This is a genomic window from Pseudomonas sp. Sample_21 (assembly GCF_004307525.1).
In the GTDB taxonomy this organism is placed as follows: Bacteria; Pseudomonadota; Gammaproteobacteria; order Pseudomonadales; family Pseudomonadaceae; genus Aquipseudomonas; species Aquipseudomonas atacamensis.
In genome coordinates this window covers 100128-116823 of the sequence record NZ_RCNZ01000036.1, presented here as the reverse complement: position 1 = coordinate 116823, position 16696 = coordinate 100128, and the positions used below count along the sequence as shown (strand labels likewise).

At 59.7% G+C, this 16696-nt stretch carries 15 protein-coding genes; 9 read left to right on the top strand and 6 right to left on the bottom strand.

The window, feature by feature from the left end; translation table 11 throughout:
* Positions 1 to 303 precede the first annotated feature (303 nt).
* A complete protein-coding gene (locus D8U71_RS05095) occupies positions 304 to 1938 on the bottom strand; it encodes a methyl-accepting chemotaxis protein (protein WP_122611301.1) in 1635 nt (544 codons plus the stop codon).
* 305 nt (positions 1939 to 2243) lie between these two features.
* Between D8U71_RS05095 and D8U71_RS05090 the strand changes: the two genes are divergently transcribed.
* Both D8U71_RS05090 and D8U71_RS05085 read left to right on the top strand, forming a co-directional pair.
* Positions 2244 to 3074, top strand: a complete 831-nt coding sequence (locus tag D8U71_RS05090; protein WP_016774688.1) for an undecaprenyl-diphosphate phosphatase — start codon at positions 2244 to 2246, stop codon at positions 3072 to 3074.
* Complete coding sequence (locus D8U71_RS05085; RefSeq protein WP_130887295.1) at positions 3071 to 3499, top strand: DUF1294 domain-containing protein; 429 nt, start codon at positions 3071 to 3073, stop codon at positions 3497 to 3499. Before D8U71_RS05090 ends, D8U71_RS05085 begins: the two co-directional genes overlap by 4 nt.
* Positions 3500 to 3618: 119 nt before the next feature.
* On the opposite strand, the gene D8U71_RS05080 is transcribed toward D8U71_RS05085, so the two are convergent.
* A complete protein-coding gene (locus D8U71_RS05080) occupies positions 3619 to 3978 on the bottom strand; it encodes an MmcQ/YjbR family DNA-binding protein (RefSeq protein ID WP_110600661.1) in 360 nt (119 codons plus the stop codon).
* Positions 3975 to 4883 carry a LysR substrate-binding domain-containing protein gene (locus tag D8U71_RS05075; RefSeq protein WP_130887294.1) on the bottom strand — a complete coding sequence of 303 codons (909 nt, stop codon included), beginning with the start codon at positions 4881 to 4883 and terminating at the stop codon, positions 3975 to 3977. The genes D8U71_RS05080 and D8U71_RS05075 overlap by 4 nt, the downstream gene beginning before the upstream one ends.
* A 126-nt stretch (positions 4884 to 5009) precedes the next feature.
* Between D8U71_RS05075 and D8U71_RS05070 the strand changes: the two genes are divergently transcribed.
* Together D8U71_RS05070 and D8U71_RS05065 are read left to right on the top strand one after the other, a co-directional pair.
* On the top strand, positions 5010 to 5621 hold the full coding sequence (locus tag D8U71_RS05070; protein ID WP_016774691.1) for an FMN-dependent NADH-azoreductase: 612 nt from the start codon (positions 5010 to 5012) through the stop codon (positions 5619 to 5621).
* A 167-nt stretch (positions 5622 to 5788) separates the two neighbouring features.
* Positions 5789 to 6826, top strand: a complete 1038-nt coding sequence (locus D8U71_RS05065; RefSeq protein WP_130887293.1) for a dienelactone hydrolase — start codon at positions 5789 to 5791, stop codon at positions 6824 to 6826.
* Positions 6827 to 6865: 39 nt separating this feature from the next.
* On the opposite strand, the gene D8U71_RS05060 is transcribed toward D8U71_RS05065, so the two are convergent.
* Both D8U71_RS05060 and D8U71_RS05050 read right to left on the bottom strand, forming a co-directional pair.
* On the bottom strand, positions 6866 to 8053 hold the full coding sequence (locus tag D8U71_RS05060; RefSeq protein WP_130887292.1) for an MFS transporter: 1188 nt from the start codon (positions 8051 to 8053) through the stop codon (positions 6866 to 6868).
* 333 nt (positions 8054 to 8386) lie between these two features.
* Entirely contained in the window at positions 8387 to 9973 is a 1587-nt protein-coding gene (locus tag D8U71_RS05050; protein WP_016774693.1) for an ABC-F family ATPase, read from the bottom strand.
* A gap of 376 nt (positions 9974 to 10349) precedes the next feature.
* Here D8U71_RS05050 and D8U71_RS05045 point away from each other — a divergent pair, with 376 nt between their 5' ends.
* From D8U71_RS05045 to D8U71_RS05030, 4 genes are all read left to right on the top strand, one after another.
* The gene (locus D8U71_RS05045; protein WP_130887290.1) at positions 10350 to 11576 is read left to right on the top strand and encodes a zinc-dependent alcohol dehydrogenase; all 1227 of its coding nucleotides are present in this window, start codon (positions 10350 to 10352) and stop codon (positions 11574 to 11576) included.
* Positions 11577 to 11591: 15 nt separating this feature from the next.
* Complete coding sequence (locus D8U71_RS05040) at positions 11592 to 12521, top strand: ZIP family metal transporter (protein WP_110600651.1); 930 nt, start codon at positions 11592 to 11594, stop codon at positions 12519 to 12521.
* Positions 12522 to 12631: 110 nt separating this feature from the next.
* Positions 12632 to 13999 carry an iron-containing redox enzyme family protein gene (locus D8U71_RS05035; RefSeq protein WP_130887289.1) on the top strand — a complete coding sequence of 456 codons (1368 nt, stop codon included), beginning with the start codon at positions 12632 to 12634 and terminating at the stop codon, positions 13997 to 13999.
* A 14-nt stretch (positions 14000 to 14013) separates the two neighbouring features.
* Positions 14014 to 14958: a class I SAM-dependent methyltransferase gene (locus D8U71_RS05030; RefSeq protein WP_125926845.1), complete on the top strand. Its 945-nt coding sequence runs from the start codon at positions 14014 to 14016 to the stop codon at positions 14956 to 14958.
* A 33-nt stretch (positions 14959 to 14991) separates the two neighbouring features.
* On the opposite strand, the gene D8U71_RS05025 is transcribed toward D8U71_RS05030, so the two are convergent.
* Positions 14992 to 15426 carry a hypothetical protein gene (locus tag D8U71_RS05025; protein ID WP_024012933.1) on the bottom strand — a complete coding sequence of 145 codons (435 nt, stop codon included), beginning with the start codon at positions 15424 to 15426 and terminating at the stop codon, positions 14992 to 14994.
* A 309-nt stretch (positions 15427 to 15735) separates the two neighbouring features.
* Between D8U71_RS05025 and lpxO the strand changes: the two genes are divergently transcribed.
* A complete protein-coding gene (gene lpxO, locus D8U71_RS05020; RefSeq protein ID WP_130887288.1) occupies positions 15736 to 16635 on the top strand; it encodes a lipid A hydroxylase LpxO in 900 nt (299 codons plus the stop codon).
* Positions 16636 to 16696 lie beyond the last annotated feature (61 nt).

Sequence of the window (16696 nt, the reverse complement as noted above, 5' to 3'; positions counted from 1 at the left end):
GATCAAAAGCCCCTCACCCTAACCCTCTCCCGGAGGGAAAGGGAACTGACCGCGTTGTTTGGTCGAGGTACGCTGACATGGAATATTGCGTCGAACGCAGATCATGAAACGCCCAGTGATCTGCGATCAAAAGCCCCTCACCCTAACCCTCTCCCGGAGGGAAAGGGAACTGACCGCGTTGTTTGGTCGAGGTACGCTGACCTGGAATATCGCGTCGAACGCAGATCATGAAAAGCCCAGTGATCTGCTCCCTCTCCTCGGGGAGAGGGCTGGGGTGAGGGGTGGGCTCACCTCGGTGACCGGTCAGACCCGGAACTGGCGCAGCAACCCGTTGAGCTGTTCGCTCAGTTGCCCAAGGCGCAAGCTGGCTGCACTGGATTGCTCAGCCGCCAACGCGGTGCTATGGGAAAGCCCGGCCGCCTGGGTCACGTTCTGGTTGATGTCCTCAACCACCTGCGCCTGTTGCAAGGTAGCGCTGGCAATCGACGCATTCAGGCCATTGAGATTACGCAACGCCTGGCCAATGGCATTAAGGCTCGCCCCGGCCAGTCCCGCCTGTTCGATGGTCAATTGCGAGGCCTTGCTGCTGTCGCCGATCACCTTCACCGCAGCCTCCGAGTGATTCTGCAAACGCTCGATCATCGACTGAATTTCAGCGGTCGATTTCTGTGTACGCTGGGCCAGCAAGCGCACCTCATCGGCCACCACGGCGAACCCGCGACCCTGTTCACCCGCACGCGCCGCTTCAATCGCCGCGTTCAAGGCCAGCAGATTGGTCTGCTCGGCAATCGAGCGAATCACTTCCAGCACGCTGCCAATCTGCGTGCTCTCCGCCGCCAGGGTGCGGATCACTTCCACCGCCTGATCGATCGTGCCGGAGAGCTTGTCGATCTGTTGCAGGCTGCCGTCAATGTTGATCTGGCCCTGTTGCGCCTGCGCTTCGGCATCACGCATTTCGGCGGCGGCGTGTTCGGCGTTTTTCGCCACGTCCTGCACGCCGTAGGTGACTTCGTTGATCGCGGTGGCCACCAGTTCCATCTGCTGCGATTGCTGCTGACTGCGCTGCTGCGCCTGCGAGGCATCGTTGCCCAGCTCGCTGGAAGACTGCCCCAAAGCGCTGGCCGAGACCTGCAGATCACCGATCACTCGGCGCAACTTGGCGGTGAAGGCATTGAAGTGATGGGCGAGTTCAGTGACCTCATCCTTGCCGTGGGTATCGAGGCTGCGGGTCAGGTCGCTTTCGCCGCTGGCGATGTTCGCCATGGCATTCACGGTCTCCTGCAACGGACGGACGATGCTGCGTGCGATCAGGATCACCAGCAGCGCCATGATCAGCGCAATCGCCAGGCCGATCGCCGACGCCTTGATCATTTGTTCCTGAAATTCCGCCTGAACATCGTCGACGTAAACGCCGGAACCGATTACCCAGCCCCACGGCTCGAACAATTTCACGTACGAAGTCTTCGCAACGGGATCGGTCGCACCCGGTTTCGGCCAGCGATAATTGACCATGCCCGCGCCTTTGGCCTTGGCAATGGCGACCATCTCGTTGAACACCGCAAAGCCGTCCGGGTCGCGGATCGCCGAGAGATTCTGGCCTTCGAGCTTGGGATTTGTCGGGTGCATGACCATCACGGGCGTGAGGTCGTTGATCCAGAAGTAGTCGCTCTGGTCATAGCGCAGGCCACGGATCGCGGTCAACGCTTGCTTTTGCGCGGCATCCCTGGTCAGGGTGCCGGCCGTTTCCAGGCCGTGGTAATAAGTCAGCAGGCCACTGGCGGTCTGCACCACGTGCTGGGTTTTCTGCGCCTTGGCGTGGTAGAGGTCGTCGTGGATCTGCTTGAGCATCAGCACGCCCAAGGTCAGCAACATGACCACCGCCACGATCAAGATGAGCCACAAGCGTCGGCTGATCGACACACTGCGCAAGCTGTTCATAACGCTGTCACTCCGGACTCTTGTTCTTGTAATTAAACGATCGCCAGCATCCAGCCACCGCTGTGGGCTTGCGATTGCGCGACTTGAGCCGCCTAACGCGGGGAGCGCTATTAAGGCTTGTCTGTTAGGATTTCGGCCCCGCGCGCGAAAACCTGAATCCGGTTTTGATATTTCACGGAATTTTTACCGTTTCGTGTGGATCCTGTGCGCGCGCAATCGCTACAGCTTTTACCGGCTACGCTGGACGCAGTGAACGAAAAAATACTATCGGGGCATGCCCGCGCGCATCGCTCTCTGGGGGATTGATGGATCTTTGGACCGCCTTGCAGGCACTGATTCTAGGAGTTGTAGAAGGGCTGACGGAGTTTTTGCCCATTTCGAGTACCGGACACCAGATCATCGTCGCCGACTTGCTGAACTTCGGCGGCGAGCGGGCCATGGCGTTCAACATCATCATCCAGCTCGGCGCGATCCTCGCGGTGGTCTGGGAATTTCGGCGCAAGATCCTCGACGTGGTGATCGGCCTGCCGACCCAGCCGAGCGCACGGCGTTTCACCGCCAACCTGCTGATCGCCTTCCTGCCGGCCGTAGTGCTCGGCGTAATTTTTGCCGATCTGATCCACGAATATCTGTTCAACCCGATCACCGTGGCGGCGGCGCTGGTCATCGGCGGAATCATCATGTTGTGGGCCGAACAGCGCCAGCATGAAGTGCATGCCGAAACCGTCGACGAGATTCGCTGGACCGACGCGCTGAAAATCGGCTTCGCGCAATGTCTGGCGATGATTCCAGGCACCTCGCGTTCCGGCTCGACGATCATTGGTGGCTTGCTTTTCGGCCTGTCACGCAAGACGGCCACCGAGTTTTCATTTTTCCTCGCCATGCCAACCATGGTCGGTGCGGCAGTGTATTCGGGCTACAAATACCGCGACCTGTTCGTGCCGGCGGATTTCCCGGTGTTCGCCATTGGTTTCGTCACGGCGTTCATCTTCGCCATGATCGCTGTGCGCGGCCTGCTCAAGTTCATTGGCAGCCACAGCTACGCAGCCTTTGCCTGGTACCGGATTGCGTTCGGCCTGTTCATTCTGGCGACCTGGCAGTTCGGCTGGGTGGACTGGTCGGCGGCCAAGGCATGAACGATTCCCGCACGCGCCGCCCTGAGGGACGACCTTCAAGCGGGCGCGTTCAGCATCTGAAATTGAAGCTCGTGGTGTTGCTGATCGTCTGCGCGCTGCCGCTGTTCGGCTCGCTGTCGATGTGGCTCAGCGGCATCTCGCGGGTGCCGCTGGCGGCGTACGGGATTGTCAGTGTGCTGGCGTTCTTTCTGTACTGGGCCGACAAACGCAAGGCCCGCGCCGATGCCTGGCGCACTCCGGAAAACATCCTGCATGCGTTAGAACTGGCGGGCGGCTGGCCAGGAGCTTTGATCGCGCAGCAGGTATTCCGGCACAAGACGCGCAAGGTGTCGTTTCAGATTCTGTTCTGGGCGATCGTGCTGTTGCATCAGGTGTTCTGGATTGACCAGATTTTCCTCGGATCGAACTTGCTGTCGCTGATTTAACGTCCACCGAAAATCCCCTGTGGGAGCGAGCCTGCTCGCGAAAGCAATCTCATCCTCGCTGATGAGTCGCCTGACAAACCGCCTTCGCGAGCAGGCTCGCTCCCACAGGATTTGCGTGCTTACAAAAGCAGGCCGATTTGGGTTTTCTTAGGCAACTTGCTCACCACCAGTTGATGCGATCGCTGCAACAAACCCTGCAATTCCTCTGCACTCAGCGGGTAGGGCGGGTGCATGATGATCCACTGCGCCCGTGCCAGATACGGCGCTGGATGAATCCCCGGGCGGTCGCAATGGCCGAGAAACAGGTCCTTGTCGACCTTGAACGCCAGCGAATCACCACGTAATCCCTGCAAGGCAAACATCTTGTTGCCGGCAATCGAGAACACCCGCACGCCGCCCCATTTGTAATCTTCGCGGGCGCCGGGCAGGGCCAGACAAAACTCGGCGACCTCGGCTTCGCTCATTCTTCCTTGTTTCATAGAAACCTATCCCCGCAGGCATTGAACGATTCGACCAAGTGATCGATCCATGCGCGCACCGCCGGCATCACCCCGCGCCGGTGCGGGTACACCGCTTGCAGCCAGCCGCCAGGCAATGACCATTCCGGTAGCACTTGCACCAGTGTGCCGTTACGCAATTCGGTTTCGCAGAACATCATCGGCAGCACGGTAAAGCCCTGACCGGCCAGGACGCAGGCCTTGCGCACCACGAAGTCATCAATGCCCAGCCGCGCTTCCATGCTCAGATCGACGCTCTTGCCTTGTTGATCGAGCAGACGCACATGCACCATGCGATCGGCTTCCAGCGCGCCGAGCACCGGCAGGGTTTTCAGGTCCTGCGGATGATTGATGGTCTTGCCTTGCATGAACGCCGGGCTGGCGATCACCACCGCTTGGGCCTGACGCAAGCGCCGCGTGACCAGCAACGGATCTTCATCGCCGTGATCGCGCACGCGCAAAGCGACATCGATGCCTTCTGTGACCAGATCCACTCGGCGATTGAGCAGCACGACCTCCAGCTGCACCTGCGGAAACTTGCCGAGAAAGTCGCTGATCACCGTTGGCAGCATTTCATGGGCAAGCCCGGTCGGGCACGACACCCGCAAGCGCCCGCGCGGTTCGCTGGACATGCTCGCAACCGCTTCGTCAGCCATCTCCGCTTCCAGCAACATCGCCTGACAGTGGCGCAAATAGCGTTCACCGACGGCAGTGAGATTGAGTTGGCGGGTGGTGCGTTGCAGCAGACGTGCGCCAAGGCGCTCTTCCAGTTCGGCAATTCTTCTTGAAAGCCGTGACTTGGGAATACCGAGCAGGCGCCCGGCGGCGGCAAATCCGCCGGCTTCGACCACTTTGGCGAAATAGCAGAGATCGTTGAGGTCCTGCATGCGAGCTTCCAGTCGTTCTATCAATGGGACGAACTATCGCATTGTCGGTGACTAATCAGCTATTGGTTTGTTGCGTAGGATTGTCTCCATTCCGTCGCCGCCGGCGATTTTTTCAGGAGAACCCACATGAAACTTTTGCATATCGATTCGAGCATTCTCGGCGACAACTCGGCTTCCCGTCAGCTGAGCCGTCAAGTCGTCGACGCCTGGCAAGCCGCCGAGCCGAGCGCCGTGGTCACCTACCGCGACCTGGCCGCCGATGCGATCAGCCACTTCTCGTCGACCACGCTGGTTGCCGCCGGCACCACCGCCGAACTGCGCGACGCTGCGCAACAGCACGAAGCCGAGCTGAGCGCTTCGACCCTGGCCGAGTTCATCGCTGCTGACGCCGTGGTCATTGCCGCGCCGATGTACAACTTCACCGTTCCAACCCAGCTTAAAGCGTGGATCGACCGCGTTGCCGTCGCCGGTCAGACGTTCCGCTACACCGAAGCCGGCCCTGAAGGTCTGTGCGGCGGCAAGAAAGTGGTGATCGTGTCGACTTCCGGTGGCATCCACGCCGGTCAGGCCAGCGGCATCGCTCACGAAGAGTATCTGAAGCTGGTACTGGGCTTCCTCGGCATCACCGATATCGAAATCGTCCGCGCTGAAGGTCTGGCCTATGGCGAAGAAGTGCGCAACAACGCCATGAGCGCTGCGCAAGCGAAGATCAGCGAGCAACTGTTCGCCGCCGCATAAGGCCTGCGTAAAGAACAGCTGATGTTCAGGTAATCCCCGAAAAACTCTGTATTCTGGTTCCGCAAGGGCCGAATACGGAGTTTTTTGTTTCTGGCTGTTACATAATCTGGCCCGGGTTATGCAGTTTTAGCACATCCGACGATGTGGTCCAACAGGGTAGGGCATTCATGAGGCATCTTTGTGCACTGTTGCTGATTTGCCTGCTGGCCAGCCTGAATTCAGTGCAGGCCGCACCGGGGCGCCACCCTGTCTGGAGCGTCGGTTATCACGAGATGACCTTTCTCGACCCGCTCGATCTGCAACCGATGCGCGCCATCGCTTTTTACCCGTCCAGTGACCGCGAGCACATGAGCTTGCTTGAGGGCTATTCGGTCGAGGCTGGGGAAGACACCAAAGTCGCGATCGGCCGCTTTCCGATGTTGATGCTGTCCCACAGCAACACCGGTACGCCGCTGGCTCTGCATGATCTGGCCACTTCACTGGCGCGCAAAGGCTTTGTCGTGGTTGCGGTGATTCATCCCGGCGACAACTGGCGCGACCATAGCCGACTTGGCACTTTGAGCAATCTCTACGGCCGGCCAATCCAGATTTCCCAAGCGATCACCGCCACCCTCGCCGACAACATGCTGGCGCCGTTCGTCAACGCTGAACAGGTCGGTGTGATCGGTTATTCGGCCGGTGGCGAGACCGCGTTGATTCTTTCCGGGGCGCAACCGGATCTGGATCGTCTGCGCCGCTATTGTCAGGAACGCCCGGACGATCACGACGCCTGTAACACCCAGGGCGAGCTGATTGTCGATCGCGATGACTTGCAGCCGGTGGCCGATCCACGGGTTCACGCGTTATTGCTGATGGCCCCGCTGAGCCTCAAGTTCGGCCGCCACACCCTCGCCGATGTGCACGTACCGGTGCTGCTCTATAGCGGCGACGGCGACAAACTGGTGGCCTTCGATAAAAACGCTGCGGCCCTGGCGCGCAAACTGCCCACCGCGCCGGACTTCAAACTGCTGGCCGGAGCAGGGCACTTCGTGTTCATGGCGCCGTGCACCGAAGAGCAGATCCGCGCCATGCCTGCGTTGTGCACCGATGCCGACGGGGTAGATCGCGAGGATATACACCGCAACCTGATCTCCGAGGCCGGACGTTTTTTTGCTCATGCACTAGGCAGATCGACACGGGCCGGGATGCAGACGGCGGATCAATAACTCAAACACCGCTCCCACGGGAAATTGAATTGTCTGCTTTCAGGAAAGTGCGCGGCGCTTGAGCAACAAGGTCAGGCCCAACCCGGTCACCGATAACAATGCCGCGCTGAAGAAAATCCACGAATAGCCCAGATTCAACGCCACCGCGCCCATCAATGGCCCGGCAATCGCCAGTGCCAGATCGAAGAACACCGCATAAGCCCCCAACCCTGAACCACGGCTGGAACTCGGCACCTGTTTGATCGCTTCCACCCCCAGAGACGGATACACCAGTGACAGCCCGAACCCGGCCAGCCCTGCGCCAATCAACGCATACGCAGTGGAGGGCGCCAGCCACAACATCACCAGGCCGACGGTTTCAACCGACATGCAAACGATGGCGGAGGCAAACCCGCCAAAGCGGGCGATGGCCGAAATAAACAGCAATCGCGACAGAATGAAACACGCGCCAAACACGGTCAGGCAGTACGCCGCGCCGGTCCAGCCTCGGTTGAGGTAATAAAGGGTGATGAACGTGGTCAGCGTGCCGTAGCCGATCGAGGCCAGCGTCAGGCTGGTGCCGTACGGCGCAATCTTGCCGAACACCGCCCAGAACGACAGGCGCTCGCCACGAATCACCGGCACCGAAGGCTTGTTGCGGATCAACCACAGCGCACCGGCCGCCAACGCCGACAGCGCGAGGCCAAGGCTGACAAAACCATATTCGGCAACCATCACCACGCCTAACGGCGCGCCAATGGCAATTGCGCCGTAAGAGGCGATGCCGTTCCAGCCAATGGATTTCGCGGTGTGCTCGACACCGACCTGGCCCATGCACCAACTGATGGTGCCGACGCCGATCAGGCCTTGGGCGATACCGAGCAACAAGCGCCCGGCAATCAGGATCAACAGGCTGGTCAGCGGAAAGCTTTGCAGCAAGGTCGACAGCAACGTCAGCGCGCCACTGAGGACAATCCCCCACAAGCCATAAATGATCGCCCGTTTGGTGCCGAGCGTGTCCGACATGCGCCCGGCCATTGGCCGACTGAGCAGGGTGGCGAGGTACTGCGAGCCGATCACCAGGCCGGCAATGATCGCGCTGAAACCCAGTTGCTCATGGACGTAACCGGGTAACACCGCAATCGGTAACCCGATGCAGAGGAAGGCAATGAAAGTGTAGAAAACGATGGAGACGATCTGCAGGGTGATCGCCAGGGAGCTTTGCGGTGGCAGTGGCTGCGCAGACATGAGCACTCGTTCGCGGGCGGCGGTGGAAGAGTTGCCGACATCATGGCGCGGGGCCGGGATAAAAGAAAGCAGGCTAACTACTTCGCCTTATTGATCGTTCCCACGCTCCGCGTGGTAACGCCGCCATGGACGCTCTGCGTCCGCTGTTGGGACGCGGAGCGTCCCGGGCTGCATTCCCACGCGGAGCGTGGGAACGATCAATGTGGGAGCGAGCCTGCTCGCGAATATCTGCGCACCCACCATTCCCAAACGCCGAATGCAAAAAGCCCCGTCACACGGACAGGGCTTTTAACTTGCAGCTTGCAGCTTGCAGCTTGAAACTAAAAGCTGCTCTTAGAAAACGACGCCCTGGCTACGCAGGTAGTCGTCATAAGTGCCGCTGAAGTCGGTCACGCCGTTCGGGCTCAGCTCGATGATGCGTGTGGCCAGGGACGATACGAACTCACGGTCGTGGCTGACGAAAATCAGCGTGCCCGGGTAGTTTTCCAGCGCCAGGTTCAGCGCCTCGATCGATTCCATGTCCAAGTGGTTGGTCGGTTCGTCCATGATCAGCACGTTCGGCTTTTGCAGGATCAGCTTGCCGAACAGCATGCGGCCTTGCTCACCACCGGAGATGACCTTGACCGACTTGAGGATCTCGTCGTTGGAGAACAGCATCCGGCCCAAAGTACCGCGAATCATCTGCTCGCCCTGGGTCCACTGACCCATCCAGTCGAACAGGGTGACGTCGTCTTCGAAGTCGTGAGCGTGGTCCTGAGCGTAGTAGCCCAGCTCGGCGGCGTCGGTCCATTTCACGCTACCGGCGTCCGGGGTCAGTTCGTTGACCAGGGTGCGCAGCAGGGTGGTCTTGCCGATACCGTTCGGGCCGATGATCGCAACGCGCTCGCCGGCTTCAACCTGGAAGCTGAAGTCCTTGAACAGTGGCTTGCCATCGAAACCCTTGGCCATTTTCTCGACCATGACCGCCTGACGGTGCAGCTTCTTGTTCTGCTCGAAACGAATGAACGGGCTGACGCGGCTGGAAGGCTTGACCTCGGCCAGCTGGATCTTGTCGATCGCCTTGGCGCGGGAGGTGGCCTGCTTGGCTTTCGAGGCGTTGGCCGAGAAGCGGCTGACGAACGATTGCAGCTCGGAAATCTGCGCTTTCTTCTTGGCGTTGTCCGACAGCAGTTGCTCGCGGGACTGGGTCGCCACGGTCATGTACTCGTCGTAGTTGCCCGGGAACAGACGCAGCTCGCCGTAATCCAGGTCAGCCATGTGCGTGCACACGCTGTTCAGGAAGTGACGGTCGTGGGAGATGATGATCATCAGGCTGTTGCGCTGGGTGAGGATGTTTTCCAGCCAGCGAATGGTGTTGATGTCCAGGTGGTTGGTCGGTTCGTCGAGCAACAGCACTTCCGGATCGGAGAACAGTGCCTGCGCCAGCAACACGCGCAGTTTCCAGCCTGGCGAAACTTCGCTCATCGGGCCGAAATGCTGTTCCAGCGGAATGCCCAGACCCAGCAACAATTCGCCGGCGCGGGATTCGGCGGTGTAGCCGTCCATCTCGGCGAACTCGGTTTCCAGCTCGGCAACGGCCATGCCGTCTTCTTCGGACATTTCCGCCAGCGAATAAATGCGATCGCGCTCGGCCTTGACCTTCCACAGCTCTTCGTGACCCATGATCACGGTGTCGATCACGGTAAATTCTTCGTAGGCGAACTGATCCTGGCGCAGCTTACCCAGACGCACGTTCGGCTCGAGCATGACCTGGCCACCGGACGGATCGAGATCGCCGCCGAGGATTTTCATGAAGGTCGACTTGCCGCAACCGTTGGCACCGATCAGGCCGTAGCGATTGCCTGCGCCGAATTTGACCGAAACGTTTTCGAACAGCGGCTTGGCGCCAAACTGCATCGTGATGTTAGCTGTGGAAATCAATTACCTTACCTATCAATGGGTTAGAGCTGGTCTGTGGTGCCTGGTACCGGACTTGAATACCAATCTGGAGCTTTTCCAGCTCCCCCCAGTCTGTGCTTGAGTTGAGCCAACGCGCATAAGCCGTCCGCAACTGGGGCCGTTGAAGGCAAGCTGCTGAGCGACGAGTACGGGGTTCTTGTTGGACATTGGCGCGCATTGTCGCATAACTCAGACGGCAGTTATATGGCAGGCAAACGGGCGTACGCATCGGCTCGTCCGAGAAGTCACCGATATCCGCTGATCAAAATCTCGAAAACCCGAATGAACTCACTCGGCCATTTTCACTTCGGAAAGTGGAGCAGTAGCCATTTTCGTTCAAACGAGTGAGGACCAAGCCATGCGAGCAATGACCTATCACGGCGCCCATGACGTGCGCGTCGAAACCGTACCGGACCCGAAACTTGAAGCCGCCGACGACATCATCCTGCGCGTCACCGCTACCGCCATCTGCGGATCGGACCTGCACCTGTACCGAGGCAAAATACCCACCGTCGAGCACGGCGATATCTTTGGCCATGAGTTCATGGGCATCGTCGAAGAAACCGGCCCAGCCGTCACGGCCGTGCAGCGCGGCGACCGCGTGGTAATTCCGTTCGTGATCGCCTGTGGCGATTGCTTCTTCTGCCAGCAAGAGCTTTACGCCGCCTGCGAGACCACCAATGAAGGTCCCGGCGCGGCGCTGAACAAGAAAATGATTCCGCCGCCAGCAGCGCTGTTCGGCTACAGCCGTCTGTATGGCGGAATTCCCGGTGGCCAGGCGGAACTGGTGCGGGTACCGAAAGCCAATACCGGGCCGTTCAAGGTGCCGGGCACGCTGTCGGACGAGAAAGTACTGTTTCTCTCTGACATCATGCCGACTGCCTGGCAAGCCGTGATCAACGCCGGCGTCAAACAGGGCTCGAGTCTGGCCATCTATGGCGCCGGGCCGGTCGGTTTGCTCACCGCAGCCTGCGCCAGAATGCTCGGTGCTGAGCTGATCTTCATGGTTGATCACCATCAGTACCGCCTCGATTATGCCCAGCGCACCTACGGCGTGATTCCGATCAACTTCGATGAAGACGATGACCCGGCCGACACCATTACCAGCCAGACTCCCGGCCATCGCGGCGTCGATGCCGTGGTCGATGCCGTCGGCCTTGAAGCCAAGGGCAGCACCACCGAAACGGTCATGGCTACACTCAAGCTTGAAGGCAGCAGCGGCAAGGCCTTGCGCCAGTGCATCGCCGCTGTACGCCGTGGCGGCGTGGTCAGCGTTCCGGGGGTGTATGCCGGGTTTATCCATGGCTTTATGTTCGGCGACGCTTTTGACAAGGGCCTGACCTTCAAAATGGGCCAGACTCACGTACAGCGTTTTCTGCCGGAGCTGCTTGGCTACATTGAAACCGGCAAGTTGCAGCCCGAAGCGATCATCACTCACAGGCTGTCGCTCGAGCAGGCGGCGGAGGGCTACAAGATCTTCAATAAGAAGCAGGAAGAATGCCGCAAGGTGATTCTGACCCCGGGTGGCAGCGATGTTCCGCTGGCGCAACTGGATGAAACCACGCCGTTCGCACCGGCCACCTGAAACCGAGGAGTTTTCATGGCGCTACCGTCATCTTCATTCGCAGCTCCCGTACGCGCATGGTTCGTGAACCTTTCGCGCACGGGCTGGGGAGGGCGCATTTTCTGGCTGACCCTGGTCGGTGTAACCGTGTTGTTGCTGATCAGCGGCTACACCGGTTTGGTCAGTACCGGCCGCGACACGCTACGCCTCGCAACTCTCGGCGGGCTGTCGGGTTTTGCCGCGACGGCAATCGGTGCGTTGCTGGCCCTGGCGTTGCGCGCGATTACTTCGCGAACTCAAGACACCATGCTCGGGTTTGCGGCAGGGATGATGCTGGCCGCCAGTTCCTTTTCACTGATCCTGCCGGGCATTGCGGCGGCGAAGGAGGCGGTGAGCAGTCCCATGCTCGCCGCTGCCGTCGTTGTGGCCGGCATGGCCTTGGGCGTAGCGTTGATGGTCGGCCTCGACCGTTTCGTTCCCCACGAACATGAAAAGAGCGGCCGGCGCGGCCCAGAAGCCAAGCGCTTCAATCGGGTCTGGCTGTTCGTGCTGGCGATCACGTTGCACAACCTGCCGGAAGGCATGGCGATCGGCGTCAGCTTCGCCACCGGCGACATGAAAATCGGCTTGCCGCTGACCACTGCGATCGCCATTCAGGACATCCCCGAAGGCCTCGCTGTGGCGTTGGCGCTGCGCGTGACGGGCATTTCCGCAGTGCGTGCAGCGTTGATTGCCGCCGCTTCAGGATTGATGGAACCGTTGGGCGCGATCATCGGTTTGGGCATCACCAACAGCTTCGCGTTGGGCTTCCCGGTGGCAATGGGCCTGGCTGCCGGTGCGATGATCTTCGTGGTATCCCACGAAGTGATTCCGGAAACTCACCGCAACGGCCACGAAACACCGGCCACGCTCGGACTGATGCTCGGCTTCGGCGTGATGATGTTTCTCGACACGGCTTTGGGTTAGCCAACCGGCGCACACCACTGAGCGCATCGCCCCGCACAAAAAAGGAATTTTTTTCAGCGCCAATCACTCTTTCGTTTATAGGCAATGCCAATAACGCAGGGGAATGAGTCATGTCGCTGATCGAAATCCCGACCAGGAAGTCTTCGGGTAAAACATCCACGCTGGCGGATACCGAGCGCCGGCTCTATGACCGATTGCTGGCGGAAGACTCCACGGTTGATCGCGCGGCACTGGACTTTCTGCGCCGGCAAATGAGCAAGGCGGCTGCGCTGTCTGACGATTTGCCGGCCAGCGCCGAAGACCTGCTGCAATGGTCGGAAACCCGCTGCGCCAGCGTGGCGGCCGAGTACGCCGATTACCTTGAGCAACGTCAGCAGGGCGCGCCGCGCCGCTATTTCCGCAACAAATCCCACGCGCTGTATTTCATTCTGCATGTGGCACCGACCAAAGAGGTCGATGGCGCCTGGTTGGCCGGGCTGTTGCCGCAGTGGCAGGACCCGCGTTTCGACGATTTACTCGATACCTATCTTGAAGAGCTGGGAGAGGGCGTGCCACGGCAGAATCATGTGGTGATCTATCGCAAGCTGCTCGCCGAGCATGACTGCTCCGATCTGAGCGGTCTTGCCGACGAGTATTTTCTGCAAGGCGCGGTGCAGTTGGCACTGGGACGTTTCGGCGGGCAGTTTTTGCCTGAAGTTATCGGTTTCAATCTCGGCTACGAACAACTGCCTCTGCATCTGCTGATCAGTGCTTATGAATTGGCAGAGCTGGGCATCGATCCGCACTATTTCCGCCTGCATGTGACCATCGACAACGCCAGTACCGGGCACGCGCGCAAGGCTGTGCAATCGATGCTCGAGCTGATGCCGTTGGGAGAAGAGCGCGATGAGTTCTACCGGCGCATGGCTGTTGGTTATCGCCTCAATGATGTCGGCAAGGGCACCACCGCCGTGATCACAGAGTTCGATCTGGACCATGAAGTCATCGCCATGCTTGAGCGCAAAGCTGTTTTTGGCCGGCACATGCATTCCGATTACTGCCGTATCGAAAACCGCACCATCAACCAATGGCTGGCCACGCCGGGGCAAATGGGCGAATTCCTCGCAGCTCTGGAGCGCAAGAGCTGGATCAAGCGCGGCGAGGCGGTGGAAGAAAGTCGTTTCTGGCGTTTGATCGACGGCAGCGATGCGGCGATGTTCGGTGTGTTCAACGGCTATGAAAAACAGCTGCTGCGCGACTGGATCACTCAGGATTGCCCGGCATCCCGGCCTCGGCCTTATGTGCGCCGGGAAGCTGCCGTCGAAGAAAACTTTGACGATGACGCCGATCTGCTCAATCTGGAAGCGGCCCTGGCTGACAAACCTGCCGCCGAGCAAATGGCGATGTTGATGCCGTGGCTGCAACCGCAGCGGCATTGGCGCCCGGCCGGACTTTTCGCGACGCGTCGCTTCATCCAACTGCGCGCCCGCTTGCGTTGAAACAAGGAGGCTTCATGTCGGCACAAGAAACATCGGACAGAGCGCTGCTCGAGCTGGGCAATCGTCTGCTCGACAGCGGTTATCACTTCATTACCCCAACGCCATTGACTCACGAACGATTTCTGCAGCGCTTTGCCACGCCTTTGGCCAAGGATCTGCGCGATGTGTTTGGTTGGTCGATGCCGTTTCCTTCAGAGCTATTTCGCGCAGAGGAACTGGCCACGCTGGAGCAGGCCGGCGTAGTCGAACGCGATGGCGCGGTGTGGCGCAGCCATGTGCGCTGGTCGACCTTGAATGACCGGCTGTTCGCCCACTCGGCGTTCCCGACGACGGCGAGTGACGCGGTGTTCTTCGGCCCCGACACTTATCGCTTCGCCCAGGCCATCGAAGCGCAATTGCAGCAACGCTTTTCGCCGATCAGACGCGCAGTGGACATCGGCTGTGGCAGTGGCGCCGGTGCGGTGGTCATGGCCAAGGCTCGTCCTGATGCCGACGTGCTGGCGGTCGACATCAATCCGCGCGCGCTGCGCATGAGTGCGGTTAACGCCGAGCTGGCGGGCGCAAACAATGTGTCGGTGTATCACAGCGACCTGCTCGCCAGTGTCGAAGGGCAGTTCGATCTGATCATAGCCAATCCGCCGTACATGAACGACGAACAACAGCGCGCCTATCGCCACGGCGGCGGGGCGCTGGGTGAGGGTTTGTCGGTGCGGATCGTGCGTGAGGCGTTACCGCGTCTGGAAGTCGGCGGCACGTTGCTGGTGTACACCGGCGTGGCGATCGTCGCCGGGCAGGACCCGTTCCGCGAGGCCGTGGCACCTCTGCTCAAGGGCGAGCGTTTCGGCTGGACTTATCGCGAACTCGATCCGGATGTGTTCAGCGAGGAACTGCTCAAGCCTGAATACGAGCGCGCCGAGCGAATCGCCGTGGTCGCACTGACGGTAACCCGCGAGCAGTGACCGATAGTTGGGCCACTGCTCGCGCGGTGGCCTTCAGCGATTTCTGATGCGCGAGATCGTCAACAGGCAAACCCCTACCAACATCGCAGCCCCGGCTACCAATAGCGGCGAAGGGCGTATCGGCTGCCGCGAGATACGCTCGATGCGCCCGGCGACGGAAGCGCGCACTGGCGCAGCAGGTTCCGCCAGATAAGGCGCTTCTTCGATCTCCAGGCGTAAGCCGTCCGGCATCACCAGCGTCAGCCCTTCGATCGTGCCGGCAATTCTGCCCGGATAAACCGGCTCACCGGTCGGGTCGAGCTGGTCGTAGAAGAATATTTGCCCTTCAAGCCAGCCGATGGCCGTCTGCAACTCAGGTCCCAGGTAATACTTTCCATCGAGAAAAAAGCCAGAGAATTGCGGCGCGCGCTCGACGCTTTCAATTCGATAGCGCTGACCTGGTTTCATACCGGTTTCTGGGGCGATCATGGGGGTTCCTCCGTTATTGGTAAGCGATAGAGGAGCGCGTGCCAAGCGTGGTTCCATCGAAATGAGCAACGGGCGTTTGTATGGATTGAAGTGTGCTGGAGCTTTACACGCAAACGCGCAAGACAGTTTTTCACAGTTGAGGGTTCACTATCGGTTACGAACTGTGGCTAAAATGCCACCCTTTCACCGAGCGCCCGGAAACGGCGCGGGCCAAGGACGCGCCCTGTGCATCAAGACCGCTGCATAAGACGCTGGGCCTCAGGTCGCCACGCGCGCAGTTTGTTCACTTTTGACGTGTGACCCTTTTCCGTGAAACTCATCATTGCCGCTGTTTATGTCATCTCCATTGCTTACGTTCACTTGCGTGGGCGCGTGCGCCACAAACTGGGGCGGCAACTGAGTGACCACTCGACGTTCCTCGCGCCGATCAACTGCTTCCTCTATCTGTTTTCCAGGATGCCCAACAAGCCGTATCTGAACCCTGCAGACTTTCCCGATCTGAGCCCGTTGCAGGCGCACTGGGCAGAGATTCGCGAGGAAGGCCAGAATCTGTTGCGTGCCGGCGAGATCAAGCGCTCGAATCAGTACGACGATGTCGGCTTCAACTCCTTCTTCAAGACTGGCTGGAAGCGCTTCTACCTCAAGTGGTACGGCGACAGCCATCCATCGGCGATGAAGCTGTGCCCACGCACCACCGAACTGGTGCAAAGCATCGGCTCGATCAAAGCGGCGATGTTTGCCGAGCTGCCACCGGGCTCGAAACTGGTGCGCCATCGCGATCCGTATGCGGGTTCCTACCGTTATCACCTGGGCCTGGATACGCCGAACGATCCTGGCTGCTACATCAACGTCGACGGTGAGAACTATCACTGGCGCGACGGCGAAGCGGTGATGTTCGACGAGACGTTTATTCATTACGCCGAAAACACCACGGATCAGAATCGCATCATTCTGTTCTGTGACATTGAGCGGCCGCTGAAATACCGCTGGGCCGCCGCGTTCAACCGCTGGTTCAGCCGCACCGTGATGTCAGCGGCAGGCGCGCCGAATGATGCGGGGGACAAGACTGGTGGCATCAACCGCTTGTTTACCAAGATCTACAAGATTCGTTTGCGCGGCAAAGAGCTGAAGAAGCGCAACCGTACGCGTTACTACTTGGAAAAATGGACGATTTTTGCGGCGCTGCTGGCGATCTTTATTCTGATCTGAAGGCTTGCGGCGTCAGTACCGGCCTCTTCGCGAGCAGGCTCGCGCCCACAATCTGGAATGC